The organism is Halomicrobium katesii DSM 19301 (assembly GCF_000379085.1).
Lineage (GTDB): Archaea > Halobacteriota > Halobacteria > Halobacteriales > Haloarculaceae > Halomicrobium > Halomicrobium katesii.
This window is the reverse complement of record NZ_KB905378.1, coordinates 2,555,877-2,581,317: the sequence shown is the minus strand read 5'-3', so window position 1 is coordinate 2,581,317 and position 25,441 is coordinate 2,555,877. Positions and strand designations below refer to the sequence as shown.

28 protein-coding genes are annotated in these 25,441 nt (G+C 66.3%); 16 read left to right on the top strand and 12 right to left on the bottom strand.

Annotated elements, in window-relative coordinates:
• The 4 genes from HALKA_RS0113565 to HALKA_RS0113550 all read right to left on the bottom strand — a co-directional run bounded on the left by HALKA_RS0113565 (window position 1) and on the right by HALKA_RS0113550 (window position 3,863).
• Entirely contained in the window at window positions 1-1,383 is a 1,383-nt protein-coding gene (locus HALKA_RS0113565; protein WP_026190319.1) for a cytochrome b, read from the bottom strand.
• Entirely contained in the window at window positions 1,383-2,030 is a 648-nt protein-coding gene (locus HALKA_RS0113560; RefSeq protein ID WP_026190318.1) for a QcrA and Rieske domain-containing protein, read from the bottom strand. The genes HALKA_RS0113565 and HALKA_RS0113560 overlap by 1 nt, the downstream gene beginning before the upstream one ends.
• Window positions 2,027-2,602: a hypothetical protein gene (locus HALKA_RS0113555; RefSeq protein ID WP_018258501.1), complete on the bottom strand. Its 576-nt coding sequence runs from the start codon at window positions 2,600-2,602 to the stop codon at window positions 2,027-2,029. The genes HALKA_RS0113560 and HALKA_RS0113555 overlap by 4 nt, the downstream gene beginning before the upstream one ends.
• A gap of 256 nt (window positions 2,603-2,858) precedes the next feature.
• A complete protein-coding gene (locus tag HALKA_RS0113550; protein ID WP_018258500.1) occupies window positions 2,859-3,863 on the bottom strand; it encodes a mechanosensitive ion channel family protein in 1,005 nt (334 codons plus the stop codon).
• Window positions 3,864-4,006: 143 nt separating this feature from the next.
• On the opposite strand from HALKA_RS0113550, the gene HALKA_RS0113545 reads away from it, so the two are divergent.
• On the top strand, window positions 4,007-4,204 hold the full coding sequence (locus HALKA_RS0113545) for a DUF8106 domain-containing protein (RefSeq protein WP_015763426.1): 198 nt from the start codon (window positions 4,007-4,009) through the stop codon (window positions 4,202-4,204).
• A gap of 158 nt (window positions 4,205-4,362) precedes the next feature.
• Here the strand turns inward: HALKA_RS0113545 and HALKA_RS0113540 are convergent, their stop codons facing one another.
• Window positions 4,363-5,229 (bottom strand): eIF2B alpha/beta/delta subunit family protein, encoded by an 867-nt coding sequence (locus HALKA_RS0113540; protein ID WP_026190317.1) that lies wholly within the window; start codon window positions 5,227-5,229, stop codon window positions 4,363-4,365.
• Between the two features lie 83 nt (window positions 5,230-5,312).
• Between HALKA_RS0113540 and HALKA_RS0113535 the strand changes: the two genes are divergently transcribed.
• A complete protein-coding gene (locus HALKA_RS0113535) occupies window positions 5,313-5,747 on the top strand; it encodes a type IV pilin domain-containing protein (protein ID WP_018258498.1) in 435 nt (144 codons plus the stop codon).
• A 92-nt stretch (window positions 5,748-5,839) separates the two neighbouring features.
• On the opposite strand, the gene HALKA_RS0113530 is transcribed toward HALKA_RS0113535, so the two are convergent.
• Window positions 5,840-6,946: a DoxX family protein gene (locus HALKA_RS0113530; RefSeq protein WP_018258497.1), complete on the bottom strand. Its 1,107-nt coding sequence runs from the start codon at window positions 6,944-6,946 to the stop codon at window positions 5,840-5,842.
• Window positions 6,947-7,065: 119 nt separating this feature from the next.
• Between HALKA_RS0113530 and HALKA_RS0113525 the strand changes: the two genes are divergently transcribed.
• From HALKA_RS0113525 to HALKA_RS0113515, 3 genes are read left to right on the top strand one after another with little or no spacing between them, the layout of a single operon-like run.
• Window positions 7,066-7,545 carry a GNAT family N-acetyltransferase gene (locus tag HALKA_RS0113525; protein ID WP_018258496.1) on the top strand — a complete coding sequence of 160 codons (480 nt, stop codon included), beginning with the start codon at window positions 7,066-7,068 and terminating at the stop codon, window positions 7,543-7,545.
• Window positions 7,546-7,602: 57 nt separating this feature from the next.
• On the top strand, window positions 7,603-8,781 hold the full coding sequence (gene priS / locus HALKA_RS0113520; RefSeq protein ID WP_018258495.1) for a DNA primase small subunit PriS: 1,179 nt from the start codon (window positions 7,603-7,605) through the stop codon (window positions 8,779-8,781).
• On the top strand, window positions 8,778-9,680 hold the full coding sequence (locus HALKA_RS0113515; RefSeq protein ID WP_018258494.1) for a DNA replication complex subunit Gins51: 903 nt from the start codon (window positions 8,778-8,780) through the stop codon (window positions 9,678-9,680). Before priS ends, HALKA_RS0113515 begins: the two co-directional genes overlap by 4 nt.
• An 81-nt stretch (window positions 9,681-9,761) precedes the next feature.
• On the opposite strand, the gene HALKA_RS0113510 is transcribed toward HALKA_RS0113515, so the two are convergent.
• Window positions 9,762-10,823 carry a S1C family serine protease gene (locus tag HALKA_RS0113510; RefSeq protein ID WP_018258493.1) on the bottom strand — a complete coding sequence of 354 codons (1,062 nt, stop codon included), beginning with the start codon at window positions 10,821-10,823 and terminating at the stop codon, window positions 9,762-9,764.
• Window positions 10,824-10,979: 156 nt separating this feature from the next.
• Between HALKA_RS0113510 and HALKA_RS0113505 the strand changes: the two genes are divergently transcribed.
• Window positions 10,980-11,234 carry a hypothetical protein gene (locus HALKA_RS0113505; protein WP_018258492.1) on the top strand — a complete coding sequence of 85 codons (255 nt, stop codon included), beginning with the start codon at window positions 10,980-10,982 and terminating at the stop codon, window positions 11,232-11,234.
• Window positions 11,235-11,301: 67 nt separating this feature from the next.
• Window positions 11,302-11,925, top strand: a complete 624-nt coding sequence (locus HALKA_RS0113500; RefSeq protein ID WP_018258491.1) for an METTL5 family protein — start codon at window positions 11,302-11,304, stop codon at window positions 11,923-11,925.
• 7 nt (window positions 11,926-11,932) lie between these two features.
• Here the strand turns inward: HALKA_RS0113500 and HALKA_RS0113495 are convergent, their stop codons facing one another.
• Window positions 11,933-13,615: a rhomboid family intramembrane serine protease gene (locus HALKA_RS0113495; protein ID WP_044956543.1), complete on the bottom strand. Its 1,683-nt coding sequence runs from the start codon at window positions 13,613-13,615 to the stop codon at window positions 11,933-11,935.
• 220 nt (window positions 13,616-13,835) lie between these two features.
• Here HALKA_RS0113495 and HALKA_RS0113490 point away from each other — a divergent pair, with 220 nt between their 5' ends.
• A complete protein-coding gene (locus tag HALKA_RS0113490; RefSeq protein ID WP_018258489.1) occupies window positions 13,836-14,192 on the top strand; it encodes a winged helix-turn-helix transcriptional regulator in 357 nt (118 codons plus the stop codon).
• Between the two features lie 138 nt (window positions 14,193-14,330).
• Window positions 14,331-14,660: a DUF5789 family protein gene (locus HALKA_RS0113485; protein WP_018258488.1), complete on the top strand. Its 330-nt coding sequence runs from the start codon at window positions 14,331-14,333 to the stop codon at window positions 14,658-14,660.
• Here the strand turns inward: HALKA_RS0113485 and aglJ are convergent.
• From aglJ to HALKA_RS22175, 4 genes are all read right to left on the bottom strand, one after another.
• A complete protein-coding gene (gene aglJ / locus HALKA_RS0113480; protein ID WP_018258487.1) occupies window positions 14,657-15,691 on the bottom strand; it encodes an S-layer glycoprotein N-glycosyltransferase AglJ in 1,035 nt (344 codons plus the stop codon). The genes HALKA_RS0113485 and aglJ overlap by 4 nt on opposite strands.
• 43 nt (window positions 15,692-15,734) lie before the next feature.
• Complete coding sequence (locus HALKA_RS0113475; RefSeq protein ID WP_018258486.1) at window positions 15,735-17,285, bottom strand: ATP-binding protein; 1,551 nt, start codon at window positions 17,283-17,285, stop codon at window positions 15,735-15,737.
• A gap of 86 nt (window positions 17,286-17,371) precedes the next feature.
• Window positions 17,372-18,418, bottom strand: a complete 1,047-nt coding sequence (dph2, locus tag HALKA_RS0113470; protein ID WP_018258485.1) for a diphthamide biosynthesis enzyme Dph2 — start codon at window positions 18,416-18,418, stop codon at window positions 17,372-17,374.
• Between the two features lie 158 nt (window positions 18,419-18,576).
• A complete protein-coding gene (locus tag HALKA_RS22175) occupies window positions 18,577-18,711 on the bottom strand; it encodes a hypothetical protein (RefSeq protein ID WP_015763443.1) in 135 nt (44 codons plus the stop codon).
• 88 nt (window positions 18,712-18,799) lie between these two features.
• Between HALKA_RS22175 and HALKA_RS0113460 the strand changes: the two genes are divergently transcribed.
• From HALKA_RS0113460 to moaA, 7 genes are all read left to right on the top strand, one after another.
• Complete coding sequence (locus HALKA_RS0113460; protein ID WP_018258484.1) at window positions 18,800-19,198, top strand: YlbF/YmcA family competence regulator; 399 nt, start codon at window positions 18,800-18,802, stop codon at window positions 19,196-19,198.
• 351 nt (window positions 19,199-19,549) lie between these two features.
• Window positions 19,550-20,221, top strand: a complete 672-nt coding sequence (locus tag HALKA_RS0113455; RefSeq protein WP_018258483.1) for a flagellin — start codon at window positions 19,550-19,552, stop codon at window positions 20,219-20,221.
• Between the two features lie 52 nt (window positions 20,222-20,273).
• On the top strand, window positions 20,274-21,107 hold the full coding sequence (locus HALKA_RS0113450; protein ID WP_018258482.1) for an MBL fold metallo-hydrolase: 834 nt from the start codon (window positions 20,274-20,276) through the stop codon (window positions 21,105-21,107).
• A 72-nt stretch (window positions 21,108-21,179) separates the two neighbouring features.
• Window positions 21,180-22,370, top strand: coding sequence for a hypothetical protein (locus HALKA_RS0113445; RefSeq protein ID WP_018258481.1), 1,191 nt, complete (start codon window positions 21,180-21,182; stop codon window positions 22,368-22,370).
• Between the two features lie 192 nt (window positions 22,371-22,562).
• Window positions 22,563-23,459: a phosphoribosyltransferase HisG-related protein gene (locus HALKA_RS0113440; RefSeq protein ID WP_018258480.1), complete on the top strand. Its 897-nt coding sequence runs from the start codon at window positions 22,563-22,565 to the stop codon at window positions 23,457-23,459.
• 133 nt (window positions 23,460-23,592) lie between these two features.
• Window positions 23,593-24,237, top strand: a complete 645-nt coding sequence (locus HALKA_RS0113435; protein WP_018258479.1) for an alpha/beta hydrolase — start codon at window positions 23,593-23,595, stop codon at window positions 24,235-24,237.
• A 90-nt stretch (window positions 24,238-24,327) separates the two neighbouring features.
• Entirely contained in the window at window positions 24,328-25,335 is a 1,008-nt protein-coding gene (gene moaA / locus HALKA_RS0113430) for a GTP 3',8-cyclase MoaA (RefSeq protein ID WP_018258478.1), read from the top strand.
• Window positions 25,336-25,441 lie beyond the last annotated feature (106 nt).

Here is a 25,441-nt window from a genome sequence, read left to right as displayed (position 1 = left end):
TCACCCCCGTCGGACGACCTCGCCCGGTCCGCCGTCGGCCGCAACGTCTTCACCGTCCGTCTCCGGGGGCGTCGCGGGATCGTCCTCACGCAACAGCAGGTACGTGGCGATCCCGAACAGCGTCGGCACAGTCAGCAGCGCGGCCGAGAGAATCGGATTGACGACGCTGGTCGAGACGTCGAGCACCTGGTTCGCGAGGATGTTGTTCATCCCCGCGATGGAGGCGATCATGACGAACGCCACCGCCGCGACGCCGACGGCGGTCTGCCAGGGCCGGTCCAGCGGATCGGCGGTGAAGTGAACTTCCGGCGTCCGGTCGATAAAGGGCCAGGCCAGGATCGCCGCGAACACGAGGCCGGGCAGCACGATGCCACCGAGGAACTCGCTGTTGATGTGGATCGGGCCGAGGTCGATGGCGATGCCCGGAAGCAGCTTCAAGAAGCCGTAGACCCACATCAGGAACCAGTCCGGCATGATGAGCTCCGGCGTCGCTGCGGGGTCGTTGGGGCCGTACTCGGCGACGTTGTGGACCGGGAGCAGGCCGGCCAGCAGCGACAGCGTCGCGGCCGTCAGGAAGAACACGACCGCCGACACCGCGGCCTGGTTGGGGACCGCCGGGAGCCCGACGATCACGTCGTCGTTCTCCCGGTCGATCGCCTCGCGGCCGGTCTCGACGTCGTCTTCGCGGGGTGCCTCGGTGTGTTTCTGACGGATCAGGATGAACATGTGCAGGGCCAGCCCCCCCATGATCAGCAGGGGGATCACGAGCACGTGTAGGAAGTACAGCCGCGGGATCGTCGCGCTCGTGGGGAACTCGCCCCCGAAGACGATCTCGGCGAGGAAGTCGCCGATCAACGGTACCGAGACCGTGAGATTGTACCCGATTCCCGTCGCCGTCGCGGCGAACTCGTCGAACGGCAGCGCGTAGCCGGTGTAGGCCGCCCCCATCGCCAGCACTGCCAGCCCGGTGCCGACGACCCAGTTCGGTTCCCGTGGGTTCCGGTAGGCCCCGGTGAAGAACACCCGGAGCATGTGGAGCCCGATCGAGGCCACGAAGAGGTGGGCCGCCCAGTGGTGGAGCCGCCGGATGAACATCCCGAACGGGACGGTGTAGGTGATGTGCAGCACCGAGACGAACGCTTCTGGCATCTCTTCGCCCTGGAACTGGGCGACGCTGCCGTCGTACTGGACGGCGCTGGTGGACGGCTCGTAGAAGAAGCCGAGGAACACGCCGGTCAGGATCAAGAGGAGGAAACAGAAGACCGCGACCTCCCCCATCAGGAACGAGTCCTCGGCCGGGAACGCCTTCCCGAGGAACGTCTGGCCGTTCTCCAGGTCGAGTCGGCTGTCGAACCAGTCGTAGACCTGCTTCGCTCGGGACATCATTCACCTCCGGGACCGACGGTCCCTTCGAAGTCTCCGGTCGCGACGAGTTCCCCCTCGCTGGTCATCGTGATCGGGAGCTGTGGCAGCGCTCGCCCCGGCGGCCCGTCGGTCACCGCGGCACCCGACAGCGGATCGAACTTCCCGAAGTGACACGGGCAGACGAGCGCGTTCCCCTCTCGGTTCGAGACCATACAGCCCGCGTGCGTACAGACCTTCGAGTAGGCGGCGTAGCCGTCGACGGTGAAGGCCATGTTCGTGTCGCTGCTGTAGTCGTCCTCCGAGAAGCGCACCAGCAGCGTCGGAGCGTCCTCGATCCCCGGTCGCGGCTCGGGGAACACCGTCATTTGCTCGCCCGCCGACAGCGCACTCTCGGTGACGCGGCTGCCGTCCTCGTCGACGAGGTTGATCCCGTCGGAGTACACCGGGCCGCTGTACCCGCGCTCGAACACCTGTGTCAGGCCCGCCAGCGGCGCGGCGAGGCTCCCGACGGCAGTCAGCCCGCCGGTCGTCGCGAGGACCTTCGCGAAGTCACGCCGCTGGAGCTGTGCGCGGTCGTCGGTGAAGATGCTCGGCTGGCTCGCGCTCCCAGCACACGGACACTGTTCGTCGTCTCCGTCGTCGTCCGGTTTCGGGTAGTCCATCATTCGTGCCCCCTGTGTTCTGCGACTTCGATGTGTGGCATGAACCAGGCGTAGTAGGCGACCGTCGACAGCGCCAGCGAGAGGAACATACCGGCGGCGTAGACGCCGAAGTACTGCGTTCGAGCCAGCGTCAGGTACTCGCCGGTAAACAGCGCGGCGAACGCGATCGCGAGGACGGTCAGCCCGCCCATCGCGGCCAGTCCCTCGATGGCGTCGGTCGCGTCGTGGTACTCGACGATCCAGCGCTCGTCGGTTTCGAGCCACGGTAACGACACCGTCCCGCCGTCCGCGACCGCCTCGGCGTCGTCAGGGGGTCGCACGGCGTCGTTCATGAACCGGTGGACGGCCGTCAGCGCCCCCAGCAGTCCGAACAGTCCGACCCAGACGATCACGCCGACCTGACTGGGCGACAGCTTGTTCGGCGTGTCGACGAAACCATCGAGGGGACGGATGTCGGTGACGCTCTCGTCGATCGTGATCTCCTCCGACGGCGGCTCACCGTGTAGCGAGACGTACCACATCGGGAGCAACACCGCAGCGATCAACAGCACGATCAGGATCGTGTTGCGCCTCATCGTCCCCTCGCGGCTCCTCTCGTGGGTCCGTCCGCCCGACGGACGTGCTGTACACGTGCAGCCGGTGGCTGTGCTTGTGCATGCCCGAAGCCGGCATCAGATGTATATAATGGTTGTACATGCTTCCGTCTCTTCATACCTATGCCTGGGTATCTGATAAGTATAAACTGACACCGCACTTCCTGTCGGCGAGGAACGAGCGCGAATCTATTCGGGTCGCCTTTTTAGTGTCCTCTCGTGGGGATCGTCGTCGCCGTCACGCCGGACCGTCGCGGTCGGGATCGGGCGACGGGCCGTCGGGCGCTCCCTCCTCCATCGCGACCCGCATCTGGCCGCTAGTGTCGTCGAAGTGCAGATGCGAGTGGGGGTAGGCGATCTCCACGTCGGCGTCTTCCAGCGCGGCCCAGACGTTCGTCTGGACCTTCGAGCGGGTCGCGAGCAGCTTGTAGGGCTCCACGACCCAGTATCGCAGCGTGAGCTGGATGCCGTGGTCGGCGAAGCTGTTGATGTAACACGTCGGCGCGGCGGGGTATCTGGCCGCACCGACGCGGATGTCCGGCCCGCCCTCGATGACGGCGTCGACCTGTCGGGCCGAGCGCTCGACGATCCGCCTGGCCTCGTCGAGGTCGCCCTCGTAGGTCACCGTGATGTCGAGTCGCAGGCGCGTTCGGGGGTCCTCTGCGGAGTAGTTGACCACGTCTCGCTCCCGGATCGTCCCGTTCGGAATGACGATGAACGTGTTGTCTAGCGTGAATATCTTCGTGTATCGGAGCGTGATGTCCTCGACGAAGCCCCGCGTATCGGTGTCGGCGAGTTCGATCATGTCACCGATCTCGTAGGGCTGGTCCGCGAGCAGGAAGACGCCGCTGACGATCGAACCGACGACCGGTGCGATCACCACACCGACCACGGCAGAGAACACGGCGACCGACAGCGAGATGTCACTCAGCTTGAGCCCGTAGATGCGGAGGATCGACAGGAGAGCGATCAGGAACACCGCGCCCCGGATCCCTCTGATCGCGGTCCGGGTCAGACTCGGCCGCTGGAACCGACGCGCGATGCGTCGACCGAACACGAGCACGACGAGCCGCGAGGCGAAGTACGCCACCACGAGGACGGCGACCACCGCACCCAGATCCAGTATCCAGTCGGGCACCCCCGGAAACATCTCGTAGGGCACCGGCGATTCGAGCGTCCCGGTCGGCGAGGCTGTCGGCGTCGCCGTCCCGCTCTGGGCCCCCGAGACGCCACCCGTCGTCATGCTCGTCCAATCCGCGTCTCCGGACAAAAGGGTTGCGTAGCGCCCGACCACGACAGGCGTTATCGCGGTACAACACCGTACTACAGGAACAATTAAACAATTAGCCAACAGGTATTTGACCGTCCACCAGCTAGGCACAGTCGATGACCAGTATCGACTCACGCTGCACTGCAGCGAGTGCAGAGGCACCGCCACCGACGACCGGTCGCCGGAAGTCGTTGCTCTTCTGTCCGACCTGCGAATTCGAGAGTTCCGCCGACGGAAACTGGATCGTCCGCGCCACGGCCGACGAGCGCGAACTCGTCTGCCCGGACTGCCGTTCGACGGTCGCGACGCGGTAGTTCGTCTCGTTTTGCCGGGCGTCTACAGTGACGACCGAAGTGATTCACACCCGTCGCACTCTCTCCTGGGATCGGAGTTCACTGACTGTCACCGACGACTGTGACCGATCTCTCCGACCCGGGTGGTGACGCCCCCTGCGAACTGACGGCCGTCGGCATCACTCGTCGTATTCCACGACGCGTTCGTCCGTGACGACGTTGTCGAGGAGACGCGTCGGCGTCGCGTCGTAGGCCGGGTTCTCGATCGAGAACCCTTCCGCCGGCTCTCGCATCACCTCCGAGACCGACCGGAACTCGTTTTCGAACGCGAAGCCGCCGTCGATCAGTTTCGACTCCGATCCGACGACGGTCACCGGAACGCCCTGATCGGCGGCGGCCGCCGCGATCGGGTACGTCCCGACGCGGTTGTACAGGGTGTCGTCGACGATGCAGTCCATGCCCACGAGCACGCGATCACACTCCGAGAGATAGTGGGCGGCGGCGCTGTCGACGATCAGGCGCACGTCGACGCCGTCGATCCCCGCCATCGATCGAGCCAGCTTGCGACCGAGATATCGGGGGCGTGCTTCCGTGACGTACACCGTCATGTCGACTTCCCCGTCGGCGGTCTCGATCACACGCTCGACACTCTCGATCACGGTCGCGGAGTAGTCGTGCGTGAGGAGCGTCGCCGTCGGATCGAGGCGGTCGCCACACCGCTTTGCGGCCCGTTCTTTGCCGGCCTCGACCTGCTCGACGACGGCCTGAATCGCGGCTTCGGTCTCGGCTTTCGCGTCCGCGACGCTGTCGAGGTCCGCCCCGGAGACGCGCTCGACGATCGCCCGCTGGGTCGTGTGCAACGACGCGTGCGACGGGTTCGCGCGTCGAAGTGCGCTGCTGTTTCGCTCCAGCGCCCGGACGTACTCCTCGGTGGTCGGGAACTCGCGGTCGGCGAGTGCCGACAGCGCTCTCGCTGCTTTCACGGCGACGACGGAGGAGCTGTGGGTCTGCATCTCGGAAATCTCCTCGACGGTCTCGTCGATCATACTCGTGGCTCGGACCCCCGCCACCAAGGGCTTTCCCCATCGCCGAATCATATTTAACCGCGGACGCGCACCATCCACTGGCTATGGTGTCGATCGGGTCGTCGCTGGACGAGCGAGCGATCTCCGAGAGCACGAGCGTCGCGATTCTGGTCGGCATCACCGTCGTCGTGACCGCCTCGGTCGGACTGAACGTCCTCGTCGTAGACAGTCAGGAGACCGGCCCGCCGTCGGCGAACTTCACCTACGATCACGTCGAGCAGAGCAACACGCTCATCGTGACCCACGACCGCGGCGACGAACTCGAAGCCGGAAAGATCCACTTCGTCGGTGCCGACCAGGACACGACCTGGGCGGCAGCGGCGGAGACCAACGAGACGACGACTGTCGGTCCGGGCGACATCGTCCAGCTCAGCGAGAACAACGCCTTCGGCACGCCGGTCACCTCTTCGACGGAGATCGAGGTGCAGTACGTCTACGAGGGCAACCGGACCACGCTCGACGAGTGGTCGTCGGAGTGACGACTCCGTTCTGGACCCAGCGCTATAGTAACAATTGAAACGATTTACACACCGATCGCACTGCAGTCGTGCGATCAGGTGTGCATTGATTTTCAATGGCTACTATAGTCCGCCGCCGACACCCCCTCAGCGTCGCCCGCCGGCTCCTCGCCGAGCAGCCGGTCCAGTGACAGCGGACCGCTCCCGAGCGTCACCAGTGCCGACGCCATCCCGAACAGCGTGACGTGTGCTAGCACGGGATCTTGCGGCAGGCCGAACAGCGTCGTCGTGAAGAGCAGGAATGCGACCCCGGCGCTGGCTCGCGTCAGCAGGCCGACGATCAGCGCGAGTCCGACGACGGCCTCGGTCACGCCCGCTCCGAGCACCCAGAGACCGGGATCGACCGGGACGACGGCGGTGAGGTCGTACTTCTCGACCACTGCGAGCGATCGCGCCGGATCGCCGAGCTTCTGCGTGACGCCGAGGAAGACGAAAGAGACGCCCAGGCCGACGCGTAGCACCGTCGGGACGTACCGGCGGTACGGGGCCGTCAGCTCGTCGAGCCAGGCTTTCAGCAGGTGGACCCGGTCGACGCGCCCGTAGATCGATCCCTCCGTCGAGGCGATGTCCAGCAGGATGTCGTCGGCGCTGGGGCGACCGCCGCCGAGGACGAACAGCGCGACGAAACCGGGGACGTACTCCAGTGCCAGCAGCGCGTCGGGACTGACGGCCAGTGCCAGCACGTACAGTCCCATCCCCAAGGTGGTCACGATTCGCGTTCCGAGGCCGAAGAGCATGCAGAACCCGACGCCGATCAGCGCGAGGCGCAAGAGCGGGTTCGCGGCGGGATCGAACGACACCGTCGGTGCGAACAGGTACCCCTGAAAGCCCGCACCGACGAGGGGCAGCCCCAGGCTCAGGCGCAGCATCCACGGGATCAGGTCCTCGTAGGTCGCGAGTTTGGCGCGGAGAATCTCGATATCGAGGACACGAGGGCGGTACCGTAGATACAGCGCCAGGCCTACGACGCCGATCGCACCGCTACCGAAGAACAGCACTGCGTTGACCGGCTCCGCCAGTGTCTCGCGAACGAACGCGATCGCGTCGATCGTATCACCGGTCGGATCGGTCACGTAGTCGACGTGCGCGGCGGCCGGTCGAGCGATAGCCGCGAGCGCGACCAGCGCAAGTGCCACGCGGGGGACCTTCGAGAACGTCATACACACTGTTGGGGCCGGCGACGCCTAACCTTGACCCCTACGGAATGGCCGAGTCCTGTGGCCCCGATGTCAAAAACCCGACCGGTAAAATTATACTTTCCTGGGGGCTAGTGGGGACAGTGAGCGTCAACGTCGAATCGCGGGTCGTCGATCGCGGGAACGACGATCACGTCGATGCCGCCTGGAAGCTCAAAGAGCGGATTCGGGAGCGTGACGGCGTCCTCAGACAGCGACACGGATTCTTCAGCGACGCCTACCGCCGATCTCGGGTCTACCTCTACGTCGACGGCTCCCGAAACCGCCTCATCGGCTTCGCGGCCGTCCGCAGTGACGGCTACATCCTCTTTCTGGCCGTCGACGAGGAGTACCGCGGCCACGGGTTCGGCAAGCGACTCATCGCCCGCGTCTCGGAGGACTACGGGAGCGTCACCTGTCACGCGCGTGCGACCAATCAGGCGGCGATCTCGTTCTACGAACACCTCGGGTTCGAGCGCCGACGCGAGATCGACAACTACTACGAGGACGGCGGCGACGCCTACTACCTCAAGCTCGGCGACGCTTCGATCCGCGAGAAGCTCTCGAAGCTCCTCCGTGGATGACACAACTGGCGGACCGAACGCAACTCCTTTGATGGCCGTCCGCAAAGACGTGTTCAGATGGAAGAGCGGACGCAGGCGTACCTTCGGGGACGCTTCGGCGACCACTATCGCCGCAGCGAGTTCACGCCGCCGCCGGACGCCAACGAGCGCGAGTGGGGGTTCATCCCCTGGACCGACGGGCCGAGCGAGACGATGGTCCGACACCGCTCGCTGCTGGATCTGGGCGAGCTTGGGGAGTTCCTCCAGCGCAAGCGGCCCAAACACGTCTACTTCTCCGCGGGCCGGTACCGCGACCCCAGCGCCTCCTCGATGAGCGCCAAGGAGTGGCGGTCCTCGGATCTCGTCTTCGACCTCGACGCCGATCACCTGCCCGCCGTCGAACTCGGCGAAGACAGCTACGCGCAGATGCTCGCAAAGTGCAAGGACGCGCTGCTCCGACTGCTCGACTTCCTGGAGAACGACTTCGGCTTCGAGGACCTGACCGTCGTCTTCTCCGGCGGGCGGGGGTACCACGTCCACGTGCGCGACTCCGGCATCCAGCAGCTCGAACGGGACGCGCGCCGGGAGATCGTCGACTACGTCCGCGGGATCGGGCTGGAGTTCGAACAGCTCGTCGACGAGGAGACCGTGGCCGGAACGGCGGGGCGATCTTCGCCGGCACAGAAGCGGACGCTCTCGACCGAAGGCGGGTGGAGCCGCCGGGCCCACCGCCACGTGATGAGCGTCGTCGACGACCTGCTGGAACGCGACGAGGAGACGGCGATCGAGCGCCTCAGGGAGTACGAGGGGATCGGCGAGGGGAAGGCGACGGCGGCGCTCAGCGCGGCCCGCCAGAACTACGACCGGCTCGCGGCCGGCAACATCGACGTGCATCCGGCCTTCTTCCAGATCGCCAAGCCGCTGATGACCGAGGTCGTCGCGATGGACAACGCCCCGATCGACGAGCCGGTGACGACGGACACGAACCGCCTGATCCGTCTGCCCGGTAGCCTCCACGGCGGCAGCGGTCTCGAAGTACAGCGGATCGAGCGCGACGACATCGACGAGTTCGATCCGCTGGTCGACGCCGTTCCGGAGACCTTCCGCGGCCACGACATCACGATCGAAGTCACTGACGGCGGCCCGGTCGAACTCGGTGGCGACAGCTTTACATTGGAACCGGGCATTGGAACCTATCCAGAGCACGTGGGCGTCTTCGCGATGGCCCGCGGCCGCGCCGAGAAAGGCCCAGAATGAATCTCGACGAACTCCAGTCAGTCCAGTCCCGCGAGCGCCAGACCGACAGCCTCCAGCAGCTGCGGGAGTCGTTCTACGCCGACGCGGGGGAGTTCATCCAGCAGCTCCGCGAGGAGCGCGACAGCGTGGCCGATCGGGCCGACGACCCCTTCGACGCCCCGGAAGTCAACCGCCTGACCGACGACATCAACACCGCCGAGTCGACGGTCGAAGCGATCTACGAGCGCCGCGTCGGCAAGATCGTCAAGATGGCGTCGCTGGCCGCCGCCGACATGCCGGCCGAGGAGGAGGGGCTGACCCGCGAGGAGCGGGACCTCTTCGAGACGCTGGTCAGCGCCATCGAGAGCAACCGCGATCACGTCTTCGACGTGCTCGCTGGCGACGTGACGCCCGATGCCGTCGAAGACGCGGGAGCCGACGAGAGCCCCGCGGACGAGGTGTCGTCCGAGCCCGACGACGCCAGGCCGGAACCCGAGCCGGAGCCGGCCGCCGACCCCTCGTCGAGCGACGAGCCGACGACGATCGAAGCGGCCGACCTGATGGGCAGCGACGAGAGCGTCGACCTGCCGCCCGACGCGCCGCCGGACGGTCCGCCAGAGGGGGGTGCCAGCCGGGACGACCCGCTGGCCGGCGAGCAGTCACCGGCCTCCGACGGCGGCACGGTACCCTCTCCCCCGTCCGACGACGCGGGGCCGACCTCGCCGGACGCGCCCGACACCGGCGACGAGCCGGCGACGCCGACGATCGAGCGCGCGACCGTCCGGATCACGGACGATGTCGGCGAGATCTTCGGGATCGACCAGCGCGAGTACGACCTCTCGACCGACGACGTGGTCACGCTCCCCGAGCAAAACGCCGCGCCGCTGGTCGATCGGGACGCCGCCGAACGCCTCGACTGAGACGGAGTATCGTCGCCGTTTGCCAGGTCGACCGCACGCAGTCGTGCGGTCGATTCGGGAACGATCGACGAGTCCGTACGACTATCTCTCCGGTCGCTCGCCCAGCGTGAGATCGACCGTCTCTCGGGACCCCTCGCGGAGTACGTCGACGGCGATCGTGTCGCCCGGCGTCGTCTCCAGTGCGAGAAACGAGGAGAGGTGTTGCCGGGAGGGAGTCGGGGTCTCGTCCATCGCCACGACCACGTCGCCGCCGACGCCGGCTCTGACGCCGTTGACGACTTCTTCGCCGTTCGACGGCTCCAGGACGCCCTCGGCGGGTCCGTCCGTGACGACTTCGTCGATGTAGACGCCCTCGGCCGTCCGGAGGTCGTTTGCCTCGACGATCGGCGGCGTCAGATCGGTCAGCCGGACGCCGAGGTACGAGTGGTCGTAGGCCCCGGAGTCGATCAGCGACGGGACGACCCTGCGGGTGAGCGCCGCCGAGATGGCGAAGCCGATGTTGTCGCCCCCGCCGGAGTTGATGACGCCGACGACCGTCCCGTCGAGCGTGACCAGCGGGCCGCCGCTGTTTCCCGGATTGACCGCCGCGTCGGTCTGGACGGCGTCGGGGATCGAGAAGCCGTTCGCCGCCGGGAGCGTCCGGTCGACGCCGCTGACGATCCCGGCCGAGACCGAGCCCGAGAGCCCGAAGGGGTTGCCGATGGCGACCACCTCCGTCCCGACGCCGGGATCGGCCTCGACGAAGGGCAGCGGCGTGGCACTCGCCGGTTTGTCGGTGACCTCGATGACGGCCAGATCGCTGTAGGCGTCGACGGCGACGACGGCGGACTCGATCCAGCCCGACTCGCGGTAGCGGACGTAGATCTCGTCGGCGTCACCGACGACGTGTTCGTTGGTCACGAGGTAGTCGTCGCTGTAGACGAACGCACTCCCCTGACCGCCGCGACTGTTCTCGGTGTACGTACGGACCGTCGCGACGGAGTCGACCACCTGCTCGTAGACGGCGTTGTAGCCGTCGCTGGCCGATTGCCCTTCGGAGCCGGCGGTCGCGTCCAGCGCGGGGGCCTGACAGCCCGCGACGCTGGCACCGACGGCCGCCGCCATCGAACCCAGCACGCCACGACGCGTCTGCTGATCGTCCATGGGCGTACTATCGGCGGCGGTCGAATAAACCCACGGCCAGACGACGTTTCGCGCTCTGGGCGGTGGAGCGAACGGCCGACCGGGGCCGTCGCGAGTCTCAGACCTGTCGACGAAACGGACACAAGCTTGAGGTAGTGGTTTACCGTACCCGTAGCTATGGCTGGATCTGGCGGCGAGCTGTCGGACGTTCCACATCCGCCGTTCCTGTTCGCCGGAATCAGGTGTGCACTGGAGATGGTGCTCGTCGCGTCGCTGATACTGCTGCTTGGCTTGCCGGCCCAGAATCCGATCGTGCTCGCGGTCGTGGTGCTGCTCGCGTTCGTCGCGATGGTGGTCGTCCTGTTCTGGTGTCTCAACCAACAGATGGACCGCTGGATCAAACACGCACGGGGCAAGCCGACGGTGCAATGACGGGGTCGCGCTGGGACCGTCCGACCAGTCACTAACCTTTTGAACGTCTCTCCAGTAGTAGTCGGCAATGTCGACCAAGCGAGCGCTGGCCCAGCAACTCGGCGTGGTGGCGGGGTTCGACGATCCGCGAGCCCCGCTCGAACAGTATCGGACGCCGCCGGAGCTTGCGGCCCACCTGATCCACCTCGCCGACCTCCGGGGAGACATCGAGGATCGCACCATCGTCGACCTGGGCTGTGGGACCGGGATGCTGACGCTGGGCGCGGCGCTGCGCGGCCCCGAGCGAACCGTCGGGCTCGACGTCGATCCGGCACCGCTACAGACCGCTCGGGACAACGAGCGGAAGGTCGCGTCGGCCACGTCGGTCTCCTGGGTCCGGGGCGACGCCGAGAACGCGCCGCTGCGACCGGATCGAGACGGGACGACGGTCGTGATGAACCCGCCGTTCGGGGCCCAGTCGGGCAACGAACACGCCGACCGGGCCTTCCTGGAGACGACGGCCGCGATCGCGGACGTTTCCTACTCGATCCACAACGAGGGCAGCCAGGAGTTCGTCGGCTCGTTCGCGGCGGACAACGGCGGCACCGTCACCGACTCCTACCAGACGGAGTTCGAGATCCCGCGCCAGTTCGACCACCACGAGGACGAGTCGCGAGCCGTCACCGCGGAAGTGTATCGGATCGACTGGTAGCCGCCTTCTACGCCGCCTCGCGGGTCGCGATCGTGACGCGTGTCCCCTCGACGCTCGCGAACACCTGCGAGCCGTTGCGCCGGAAGGTGAGCCCTCCAGCGGTTGTCGTCCGGTTCCGGCCGGGCACCGACGCGGTGGCGAGCGCACGGCCCTCTCTGGACACCTCGAAGGCGAACCCCTCGTCGGTCGGGACCAGCGTGACGTTCCGGCCGGCGACGACCGGGTCGGCTCGGCGCGGCTCGCTCGTGTAGCCACGCGTCCGCTCGTCGCCGGCCGGCCTGAGGGACACCTTGTAGACGCTGTCGTTGCCGGCCGGCCGCCAGCCCGTGCGGTTGACGTGGACGTTTCGCCGCCAGCCGACGCCGCCGACCTCGACGGTCGCGAAACCGCGGTTCCGGAGCTGGGATTCGAGGACGACCGTCTGCCAGACGTGTCGTCGCTGGCTCGTGACGACGACGCCGCTGGTGTTGATCGCCGTCGGATCGTCGACGAACGGTAGGGAGACGCTCCGGACGTAGCCGTCGGGCACGTCTTCGCCGTAGCTGACGGTGTAGTCCCGGACTTCGACCGTCGGCTGTGGGGCCGGCGAGTCGCCGATCGGCGCGACGTTGTACGGGATCGCCGCGCCGCTCAGTCCGAGCAAGAGGACGAGGACGACGGCCAGCCCCACAGTGTGGACCCCTGCCGTCGATTCGGGCAGCCGGCGCTCGACGAGCCAGTCGAGTCGCGACCCGGCCCGCCGGTCCGCGTTCAGCGCCCCGAGGATCACGACCGCCGCCAGCACGAAGACGACCGCCGCGCCGAGCCACCGGAACAGGACGAATCGGCCGTTGCCTTCCGGGACGTACAGCGCCCACAGTCCCTGGAACTCCGCGAACACGAGGAGCCCGAACCACAGCCGCGTCGGGTCGGGCCAGCGGTCCTGGTAGTACAGCAGGCCGAACCCGAGCAGGATGCCGGCGAAGAGCCCGATGGCGTGGCCCTGGATCGCGATGCTGGCCCACCACGGCGTGACGACCCGGGGACGCGGCACGGCGACGACGCGGGGAGTCTGGACCGCGACGACGAGGAATCCGAGGACCTGATCGGCCAGCAGGGCCAGCAGTGCCGTCAGCGGGCGCTGGACGAGGGCGAAGCCCGCGATGGCGAAGACGACCCCGGAGAACCCGACGACCGGTCCCAGTGCGAACAGCGACGTGAACAGCCCGACGACGAGCGCCCCGGCGGGAACGATCAGGATCCGGACGAACGGGTTCGTCAGCGCCGATCCGAACGAGTGAGCGCCTCGCTTTCGGGGGTAGTGGCCCCAGGCGTACTCGGCGACGGAGCCGAACGCCGCCGTCGCCACGAGGTTGCCCGTCACGTGCCCGAGACTGGAGTGTGTGAACGCCGCCGTCACCATGCCCAGCGGGTAGCGATACGACCAGGATCGAAACGGGATCACCAGCGGATCTCTGGGGTCCTCGATGCCGCCCTGGACGAACAGGTAGACGAGCGCGACCGCGCCGATCGTGAGCGCGGTGCCCCACGGAACGCCGAGCAACAGACGCCGACGGAGCGCGCCGAGTCGCCGATCCGTGCGGTCGCTGGCGACGAGCGCGACCCCCAGCGAGACCGCGGCGGCGAGGAGGACGGTCAGCGTCCTGAGGGGCAGCCACGACGGAATCGCATCCATCGGGCCCGGTAGCATGTCCCGATCATGGGACGGCTGTGGCTTATCCTTGGCGGCGACGGGTCGGACTCATACGGACGGTTGTAGACATTTACCCAGTCAACCGCACGACGGCATGCGGTCGATCTGGTAAAGACCTACAACTTTCCGTATCAGAAATCGGGTATCACTCTGTTACCTGGTTCGGAACCGAACCTATATATTTCGCTGGCGACAACGGGAGGGTGAGAGCCAACAGATGTCATCCACGTTTTCCCCGGAGCCAGACGAGACCTGCCAGGTCGTCGAGTCCTTCGACCTGATCGGATCGAAGTGGCGACTGGCGGTGCTGTACGAACTGCTCGACGGCGAACAGCGGTTCAACGAACTCAAGCGAGAGACCGGCACCAGTTCCCGCACGCTCTCGCGGGTCCTCGACGACCTGCAGGACCGCGCCTTCGTCGACCGTCGCGTCGAGGAGGCCGCGCCGGTCGCGACCTACTACACGCTGACCGAGAAGGGCGAGGCGCTCGCACCGGTGTTCGAGAAGATCGGCGACTGGGCCGACGAGTGGCTCGACGACGCCGTCGCGACGCCGGAGATCGAGACGCAGTGAGACGGCTTTTGTAGCGGTTTCCCGGTAGTCCTCTCTCTCGTAGCGACGATCGCCGGGACGCTCCTCAGGTAAACAGTATGACACGATAACGGTCCGACAGCGTAGCTTTTTCCACCTGCAAGTACCACTGTCGACTCGATGGGAGTCCGGCCACCGGCAGACGACAACGGCGACGAACCGGACGCGATCGAGTTCGGTATCGCCGCGCTCGACGGAACACTGAGCGACGCCGATATCGAGTACCCGACCGACAAACAGACGCTCCGGTCCGAGATCGGGCACCGCGAGGTCCCTTTCGACGCCACGGGCCACTCGATCACGGTCGCGGAGGCGCTCGAACAGGTACCGAAGACGACCTTCGAGAACGAGCAGGAACTGCTCAACACCCTCCACCCGGTGTTCGAGGCCCGACGCGAAGCCACGAGCAACAGTCTCCTCTCGCAGCTTCGGGCGCTGGTCCCCTTCTAGGGACGACTGGTCGAACTGGCCCGCTCCCCGTCCGATTCTCCCTCCGCGCTGGGCTCCGTGTCGTCGCCGACGGCGTCGGCCGCGGTCGATTCGTTACCGACCTGGCGCGCGATCTCGCTCAGCCGTCGGGTCTGCTCGCGATTCAGTGCGACGATCATGTCCGAGAGGACGCCGAACATGAGCAACTGGATGCCAAAGAGCAGCCCCGAGGCGGCGACGAGCGCGATCACCTCGTGAGAGACGCCGACGACGAACCACTCGTAGGCGACGTAGATCGCCAGCACTACCCCGACGAGTGCGCTCGCCACGCCGACGCTCCCGAAGTAGAACAGGGGATTGTTGGTCTTGGCCATCCGGTACAGCGTCAGGATGATCACTGCACCGTCGCTGAACGGGTCCAGATTCGTCTCCGAGTCGTTCGGGCGGGTCTGGTAGGTGATCGGTACGACCGCCGTCGAGACCCCCTGTTTGACGCACTCGACGGCCAGCTCCGTCTCGATTCCGAACCCGTCGGCGGTCAGGTCGAACTGCCTGACCGACTCCAGGGTGAACGCGCGGTAGCCCGAGAGGATGTCCGTCAGATCCCGGCCGTGGATCACCGAGAACGCCGTGTTGATGATCCCGTTGCCGATCTGGTTCAGCCGGGTCATCGCTCCGGACTCCATCTCTGCGAAGCGGTTCCCGATGACGTGCTCCGCGCGCCCGTCGAGCAGCGGCTCCAGCAGCCGGTCGGCCTCGTCGGGCCGGTAGGTGGCGTCGCCGTCGAGCATGAGGACGTAGGGCTGTTCGACGTGGCGATTCAGGGCCTCGCGGACCGCTTGCCCCTTGCCCGATCCCCGTCCGGTGCCGGATTGCTCGACGACCCTCGCGCCGGCGTCGGCGGCGAGTTCGCGCGTGCCGTCGTCGGAATCGCCGTCGATCACGAGCACGTGTTCGAACCCCTGTCCGACGAACGACGCGACGACATCGCCGATCGTCGCCGCTTCGTTGTACGTCGGGATGAGAACGCACACGTCGTCTCGATCGGCCATTGTTGACCAGTCGACTGCGCGGACTCAAATATATACTGGTGGGCTATCCGGCACGGGGCAACTCGATCACGACGGCGGTGCCGCCCCGGTCGCTCTCTTCGATCCAGACCGAACCGCCGTAGGAGTCGACCATCACGTCCACGAAGTACAGCCCGAATCCGGTGCCACTCGACCCGCTTCGCCGGGCACCGCGTTCGAACACCGACGGTCGCCGCTCGGGCGGGATCCCCGGACCGTCGTCCGCGATGCGGACCCGTACCGTCTCCGCGGCCTCGGTCGCGGTCACCTCGATCGACGGCGACGAGTCGGTGTGCTCGACGGCGTTGAGCATGACGTTGGCGAACACGTCGTCGAGGAGCTCGTCGCCAGCGACGGTCACGGCCGGCACGTCGATCGACACCGAGCAGTGCTGGTCCGCGCTCGTCGGCCGGCTCGCCGCCGCTTCGAGCATCGCTCGCAGATCGACCGGCTCCGGGTCTGTCAGACCGTCTTCGGACAGTGTCGACAGCACCGAGCGGACCTTCTGGGTCAGCTCGACGATGTCGTCGCTCCACTCCAGGATCGTCTGTGCGTGGTCGTTGAGTTCCCCGTCGAGCTCGGCTTCGAGTCGCTCGGCCCGCGCACGGACGACGTTCATCCCGTTGAGAATGTCGTGTCGGAGGATCCCGTTGAAGAAGTCCATCTGTTCTTTCCGGTTTTGCAGGTCGGTGATGTCCAGCCCCTCCGCGACGATCTCCGAGACGGCTCCGTCGTCGTACACCGGCCGAACCGTGACGGCCGTCTTGATGCGAGTGCCGTCGGCCCCGACGTGTGTGCCCTCGAACTCGACGGTCTCGCCGCTCTCGGCCCGCTCGATCGCGTCGCGGCACTTCGCACGCTGTTCGTCGTCGTGGTTCCACCAGGGCGTCTCCGGGAAGGGATGGCCACGCACGTCGTCGACGTCGACCCCGGCGAAGGAAAGCGCCGTCTCGTTTGCACGCAGCAACGTTCCGTCCGGTTCGAGGATCCCGACGAAGACGTTCGGCGAGTCGAACGTCGCTTCGAGGAGTCGCTCGTTGCGGTCCCGCAGCGACGCGATCTGCTCGCGTTCCAGTTCCGACTCGACCCACCGACGAAGCGTGTCGAGGAGCACTCCCTGCCAGGGATCCAGCGTCGACCTCGGGTCCGACGGGTCCCCGAAACAGAGGGTCCCGTAGGTCTCGCTGTCGACCTCGATCGGGACGCCGACGTACGTCTCCAGGCCCCACCTGTCGTAGGCCGGATCGTCCGGCGCGCTCTCACTGACATCGAGAATCGTGTACAGACCGCTATCTGATAGCGTGTGTCGGCAGTACGTCTCGGCGAGTGGCGACGTGTCGCCGACGGCGTCGGCCGCGTGTTCGCCGGCCGCGACGGCGATCTCGTACCTGTCGCCGGTGACCGCCGAGAGGTATCCACTCGGGTACCCGAGGTGCTCGCAGCCGACTTCGAGGACGCGCTCGATGCGCTCTTCGACGGCCCCGTCCCCGTCGGCCATCGCCGACGTGAGGTCCTGTAGCGCTTCGAGGTGACCCGTCGACGCGTCGGCCGTGTCGTCACCGCCCTCGGAGTCCATGCCAGCTAGTGGGCACGACACCGCTTCAATCCTCTGGCGGCCGAGCCCTGGCCACCGCGATCGTCACGAACGCGCGGCCGACGGCGTCACCAGGTGCCGTGGAAGGTGTCGAAGGCGAGTTCCTCCAGGTCCTCCTCGCCGATTGCGATGCGGTACTCTTGGGGCGTCAGCATCGGCTTCTTGAACTGCGGGCCGTCGTCGGTCGTGATCCGCGGACACCCCGTGTTGACGTAGGCATCCATCCCGAAGTTCGTCAGGCGGTCCGGCGTCACCTCGTCCATCGTGATGAGGTAGGCGTCGTCGTTGTTCTCGACGATCTCGGTCGCCTGGTCCCAGCGACCCTGTCCGATCTTCGTACAGAAGATGACGCCCCACCGCTCGGCGTCCATCGCCTTGTGGACCGCGGCGTAGCGCTGTTTCATGAACTTCTCCGTGTCGGCGACGTGGACGGCGTTGTTGACCGGGTCGGCGATGACGACCTTCTTGTCGGGGTGTTCCATCGCCAGCCCGAGCGGGTGGAACTTGCCGCCGCCGACGTAGAGGATCTGGTCGGCGTCGACCTCGGCGCTGGCGTAGTTGCACCCGAGCACCTGTCCCTCGTGGGTCAGTCGCTCGTCGCCCTTGCGGGTGTGGACCTCGTAGTCGCGTTCTTCGAGCCAGCCGCGCATCTCGTCGAACTTGTTCATGTGCTGGGCCGTCGTCACGAGCCCGACCTCGGGGTCCTCGTCGGGGGCGGGAAGCTCCGATTCGAGGGCCTGCTCCATGATCGGGAACACGTCGACGTTCGAGAACAGCGGCACGTAGATGATCTTGTCCGACTCCTTCATCGGGGAGTGGCCGAAGTGAACGAACACGTCGGTCCGGCGCATCAGGTACGTGTCCAGGTCGCAGGCACCGTAACAGGGCTGGCCCGAGATCATCACCTGCGTGTCGTCTGGCAGTTCGTCCCGGAGGTCGTCGGCGACGGCCGGTCCGCGGCGCTTCAGCCCTTCCGGGAACTGGAGGCCGACGGTCTCTGCGTCGCGGTCGGCGACTTCCTCGACGATGCGGTCGAGTTCGTAGTCCCACTCGCGGTCGTGCTTGAGAGCGAGCCCAGTTGCCCGGAGATCCCCCTCGCTGCGGTCCTGACTCATTGGACCGGGGTAGCGCCTCGGCGCGTATAACAAGCGTGCTTCCAGACGGTGTCGCCGACCGGACGGACACTGTCCCAATCGCGGACGACTCGCTGTCCGTTCGTCGCCGCGTTCGCCGCTCGTGGTGGCGAGACGTGCGACAGACGGACAGCGGCGTATCAGGACTCGTCGAGGAGAAGCTCCTGTGTGGCGTCGTCGACCGACGCCAGTCGATCCGCGATCCGGTCACCGAACGCGACGAATCCGAAGGCCAGAACAGCGAGCATCGCGCCACCGACGAGTGTCAATGCCATACACTGACTTACCGTTCTACCCTAAAAAGCCTGCTCCCCTGGTGGCGGTTCGGCAACTCTTTAGGCGGCCAGCACCAAGGACCGAGAGATGAGTATCGAGTCCGAGAGCTCCGATTCGGCCGTCGACAGCCACGTCGAAGAGATCGCCGCCGAGTTCGGCGACGCGATCACACAGCTACCGGTGTACCAGCGCTTCGCCGAAGCCAAAGCGGCCGTCGAGAACGACGAACAGGCCCAGGAGAAAATCGAGGAGTTCGAGTCTATCCGCGAGGAGTTCATGCTCGCACGCCAGACCGGACAGGCCGACCAGGAAGCGCTCAGAGAGCTCCAGGCCGCACAGGAGGAGCTCCACGACCTGCCGGTGATGAGCGAGTACCTCGAACTGCAGAGCGAACTCGAACTGCGTCTGCAGGAACTCAACGAAGTCGTCTCCGAGCGGCTCGTCGTCGACTTCGGCGAGAAGGCCGGCGGCTGCTGCGAGGACTGACCAGACGGACCGCGATCGCGTCGTGTCGCCGCTTTCTTCGCGGAGTGACGACGGCGACCGACGGCCGGCGAGTAACGCGTCGGTGGGCCGCCGGTATCGTCGGCTAGACCTCCGGTGTCGTCGTCCGGAGTCCCGCCGCCATTCGAGCTATCAGTGTCTGAAATAGGGCGCGAAGTCCGCTGTTGCCGGCGTTCGTCGGGGGCGTCTCGACCAGCTACGTCCCGCGTTGCAGCTACATTCGAGGCGTCTGGAACCCGCCACAGCTCCCGAATACAGAACCTGATAATTCGGCGCGTAGTCTTATTACCGAGTAGTGGCCACCGATAGACAAGCGGAGCGAGTACTATTCAAATGCAACAGAGTAGGCAACACGAGCGAGCGAGTGACCGCGGTCAGGTCGGGATCGGAACGCTGATCGTGTTCATCGCGATGGTCCTCGTCGCGGCGATCGCGGCGGGCGTACTGATCAACACCGCGGGCTTTCTCCAGACGAACGCGGAACAGAGCGGCCAACAGAGCAGCCAGCAGGTGACCAACCGCCTCCAGGTCGTCGACATCGCCGGGACTGACATCGTGAAAGACGGCGAGAGCTTCGAGGTGACGACGGTCGACGTGACCGTCAAGCGAGCGCCGGGCTCGGGCAACGTGGACCTGTCGACGACGACCGCCCAGTGGGTCTCGTCGGGCGGCAGCTACAACGTCCTCAGCTACACGGCGGCCGAGGGATTGGGCGGATCGAGTGGTGACGCCGGGTTCATCACGTCGACACTGCAGGACGACGACGGCTCGATCTCGAACAGCAACGCCCTCAACGACCAGGCCGATCGGGCGATCATCAGGTTCCAGACCGACTCGGTTCCCACTAGCGAGGAGGAAGACGACCTGAACGGGAAGCTCGTCAGCGGGGACCTCACCGAGGGATCGTCCGCCGAGATCAGGCTGACCACCCAGGCCGGCGGCGAGACCACCGCCACGGTCGTCGTGCCCGAGTCTCTCTCGGGCAAGTCCGCCGTCTCGCTCTAGGCCGTCGCCCGCTTTCGCAAGGACTTAGCGGCCGCTCGCGACACGTGCAACCATGACTGTCGACTCCGACTGGGGCGACTGGCTCGTTCGCGCGGTCGAAGACGCGGATCCCGACGGACTCGCGATCTGGTATCTCGGCTGTAACGGCTTCGTACTCAAGTCCAGCGGCGGCTCGGTCGTCTACGTCGACCCGTATCTGGGTATCGGCGATCCGCCACGGACGGTCCGGATGATCCCCGTCCCGTTCGATCCCGACGACGTGCGCGAGGCGGACGCGGTCCTCGCGACCCACGAACACACGGACCACACGCACGGGCCGAGCCAGGCACCGATCCTCGCCGGTACGGGAGCCACGTTCTACGGCACCGACGCGAGCCACGACGTGGTCTCGGCCGAAAACTGGACCGAGACGTGGGACGTCGACGACGAACAGCTCCGCGAGATCGGCGAAGGAGACACCTTCGAGGTCGGTGATCTCACCGTCCACGTCGAACCCGCCAACGACCCCGACGCCGACCACCCGGTCTCGTACGTCTTCGAACACGACGCGGGGACGTTCTTCCACGGCGGCGACGCACGGCCTGGCGCGTTCGAGCCCGTCGGCGAGTCCTACGACATCGACGTGGGCGTCCTCGCGTTCGGTACCGTCGGGATGATTCCCGACAAGGAGACCCGCGAACCCGAACGCACGAAGTGGTACAACGACGAGAACATGATCGTCGAAGCCGCGAACGAACTCCAGCTCGAGACGCTCGTCCCGACCCACTGGGACATGTGGAAGGGCATGACGACGGAGCCGACAGTGCTACACAACCACGTCAACAGCTTCCCCGCACCGGCGACCCTCGACATCGTCGAGATCGGTGATCGGATCGACCTGGAATGAATTGACAGCTCAAAAAAGTAATAAAGCAGGCAATACGTATCTTTAATATTCTCGGTCGACGCTATTCGAGACATGAGTGACTCTCAGGCGTACGAGGAGATTACCGTGGCCTCCGATGGGGTGACCGTCACCAAACGGTACGAGGCCGACGAGTTCCCGGTGCCTGCCATCGCGTTCAATTTCGCGTCCAGCCGGACCGAACCGGTGAGCGTGCGGCTGACCGACGTGGTTCCGGAAGACGTGGCAGTCGAAGATCTGGGCTTTCACCCGGAGTACGGGAGCGAGTACTGGACGATCGACGACGACGAGATCGCCTTCGAGCGTGAACTCGAACCCGAATCGGAGTACACGACGGTGTACGGAATCCGCGCGACCGGTACCGACAACGTCGAGCAGTTCCTCACCGAACCACAGATCGACCGCATCGACCCGCCGCTGGAAGACGACGGGGGCGAAGTCGTCGGCGAAGGGTCCGACGCTGTCAAAGACGTGATCAGCGGCGACGCCGACAGCGTTCCGGGGCTCGAAGAGTCCGACGACGAGGACATCGAGACCCTCGACCTGAAGGATCCGAACAACGAGGGCCAGCAGCGCCGTGCCGCCGAACGCGCTCCCGAGGAGACGGACGGCGACGCCGAGGAGGCGGCCGAGGACGCATCGGCCCAGCAGGCGGCGAACAACGGGACTGCGAGCAGCGTCGAAGTCGAGGGCGGGAGCCTCGTCGCCGCGATGGCGAACGAGCTCCGGAACAACGAGGTCCGGAAGGAAGACGTCCAGATCCTCCGGAAGGCCTTCGACCTCGCGAGCGACGACGGCTCCGTGACGGCCCGGATCGACAAGCTCCAGAAAGACGTCTCCGACGTCGTCGCCTACACCGACGCACTCGAAGAGTTCCTCGACGAGAACGGCACCGGCGAACAGCTCATCGACGAGTTCGAGTCCGAGGTCGAGCAGTTCCGTTCCGAAGTCGAGGAGTTCGAGTCCGAGCTGGCATCGGTCAAGTCGACGGCCGCCGAGAACGGCGCTCAGATCGACGGACTCGCCGACGGCGTCGAGCAGATCGACGAGAGTGTCGACGACGTGACAGGCGACGTATCGGAGCTGGAGTCGACCCTCGACGGCGTCCAGGACGACCTCGAAGAGATCCGCGAGGAGATGGCCGATGCGGGCGTGGAGAGCCAGATCGAAGAGATCGACGAGGAGATCGCCGAGCTCAAGCAGTGGCGCGAACAGCTCTCGTCGGTCATCGGTGGCGGCGACTGATACGGAAAGTTGTAGGTCTTTACCAGATCGACCGCACGCCGTCGTGCGGTCGACTGGGTAAACGCCTACAACCGTCCGTATGACGCGACCGGTCGCGTCCCGCCCACTCCGGGACAGGGGCATATCGACACGGTGACATCCACCGGTGTGAAACCGGACTCGTTTTACTCCCTCATCGTCTGTGCCATCGTAATGACGACGATCAGCGTGGCCGTTCCACGCAAGGGTCGCCCGCTGGAGGCCGTGCTCGAACGGCTGGCGACGACGGCAGCGTTCACCGAGATCGCCGACGACGTGATCTCGACGCTGCGCTACGAGAAGGCCATCACGAAGGACGACGCCACACCCGACGCGCCGGTGTACGATCGTCTCGCGGCGTACAGCGACCTCGACGACCCGACCAGACCCGAGTACACGCTCTTGCGAGACGACCGCGAGGGGATGCCCCGACGCGTCGTCTTCGACAGCCTGACGGTCCCGGTCGACGGGATCGACCTGCGTCTGGTCGGTCGAGAGGAGCCGTTTCGGTCGCTGCGCAAACACGAGTTCGCGCTGGGCTTCGACAGTGCCGACCTCGTCCTCGAAGAGGTCGTGCAGCTGCGGGACGATCCCCTGACCGAGATCGCAGCCATCAACGAGCGGATCGATCCGGTCGACACGGACGTTCGCGTCGTCACCGGGATGGGTGATACGGTGTATCACACGCTGCTCGGAACGCCAGCGGTGCGCGAGTCGCTCCCACACGACCTCTCCCGCGAGTTTCTCTCGGCCTACGAGGGCGATCTCTGTATCTCGCCGCGCTACGAGCGGCTGGTCGAGGCCGTCATCGGCACGGACGCCCTGCGAGACATCGAGTTCGTCTACCCCGAGAACGGACGGGAAGAGGAGGCCGCCATCGCCGAGGTCGGGCTGGGCGTCTACCTCACCGTGACCGGTTCGACCGCCCGCGACCACGGGCTCGAACTGGGAGAGCAGCTGTTCCCCAGCGAGACTGTCCTGCTGGAGAACCGCTCGGAGGTCGGCGACGGCGTCGATCGGGTCAAGGAGCTGTTCGCTGCGCCCGACGAATCCGTCCTGGCGCTCCAGTAGCGGCCCCGCGGTGACATCGGTGTCAGCACAGACCTTTGGCCCTCGGCGACCTACGTCGCCGTATCCGTCACCGCGACGGCACCACCATGTCACGACACAGAACCACGCCGACACGGACAGCCGGGGCCGACAGATGAGTGAGCCACACGCCGACCAGCCGGTCCACACCGCGGGCACGCCGCTGGACGACGCCAGCGTCGCCGTCGTGATGATCCACGGCCGCGGAGCCAGAGCCGAGGGATTTCTCCAGCTCGCAGACGAGATCGCCGTCGACGGCGTCGCGTATCTCGCACCGCAGGCACAGCGCGGGAGCTGGTACCCCAACCGTTTCGTCGACCCGATCGAGAGCAACGAGCCACACCTCACCGCCGCACTCGGCGTCGTCGCGGACACGATCGAAAGAGCCCTCGCAGCGGGCCTCGACCACGAACAGATCGTCCTGATGGGGTTCTCTCAGGGTGCCTGTCTCGCCAGCGAGTACGTCGCCCGGAACCCCCGCGCGTACGGTGGACTCGTCGCCTTCAGCGGCGGACTCATCGGACCGCTCGGGACGGCGTTCGACCACGACGGGGAACTCGACGGGATGCCGGCCTTCTTCGGCTGTAGCGACTCCGACCCGCACATTCCGGAGACTCGCGTCACCGAGTCCGCGGACGTGTTCGAGCGCCTCGGAGCCACCGTCGAGACGCGACTCTACGAGGGCATGGGCCACACGATCGTCGACGACGAGGTCGAGTACGTCGTCGATCTGCTGTCGACGCTGACGGGTTCGGACTGATACGGACGGTGAGATTCCCACCGGGCGGGAACGATCCCGCACCGGTGACCAGCGTCACTTATCCGTCTCGAACGCCTTGTCTCAACTCGAATGCTGTCAGACGAGTTCGGTCGCGAGGTCTCGGGCGTCCGCGTCTCGCTGACCGATCGGTGTAACTTCGACTGCGTCTACTGCCACAACGAGGGGCTGGGCGACACGCGCGGGCCACTGGCGGCACAGGACGACGAGCTCTCGACGGACCGGGTCGTCGACTTCCTCGAAGTGGCCGCGGACTTCGGCGTCGACTCGGTGAAGTTCACCGGCGGGGAACCGCTGCTCAGAGAGGACCTCGCCGAGATCGTCGAGCGGACGCCCGACGAGATGGCGGTGTCCCTGACGACGAACGGGACCTACCTTCCCGGGCGAGCGACCGAACTCGTCGACGCCGGACTCGAACGAGTCAACATCTCCCAGGACGCACTCGACCGGGAGGCGTTCGCCGAACTCACCCAGAGCGGCGCGTACGACCGCGTGCTGGAGGGCGTCGAGGCGGCGGTCGACGCCGGACTCGCCCCGGTGAAGATCAACATGGTGGTGTTCGAGCCGACGGCGGGGTACGTTCCGGAGATGGTCGATCACGTCGTCGAGAACGAGGGGCTTCGCCTCCAGCTCATCGAGTACATGCCCGAGCTGGCCGGCCACCCGGAGTGGGCGATCGACATCGATCGCGTCCACGACTGGCTGTCCGAACGGGCCGACCGGATCGAGCACCGTCGGATGCACGACCGGTGGCGGTACTTCGTCGCGAGCGACGACGGCGACCGCGAGGGGATGGTCGAGATCGTCGACCCGGTGGGCAACGAGACGTTCTGTGCGAACTGCCACCGGGTGCGACTCACCCACGACGGCTACCTGAAGGGCTGTCTGAACCGCAACGACGACCTCCGGTCGATCGGCGAGACGAAGTCTCGCATGCGCGATGCGTTCCGGTCGACCGTGGCCAGCCGCGTCCCCTACTACGGCGAGTACATGGTCGAGACCGAGGACGGCTGGGAACGCAACGAGCGGTACCGCGACGGGGAGGGCGACCGCGCCCCCTACGCCTACACCGAGGACTGAGACGGACGGTCGTCGGAATCTCCCCGCTTTCGCCGCTCTAGGGGGCGAATCGCTTCACGACGGGACAGCCGACGGTATCGCGTGCCCCGTCGTTGGCCTCGCGAAG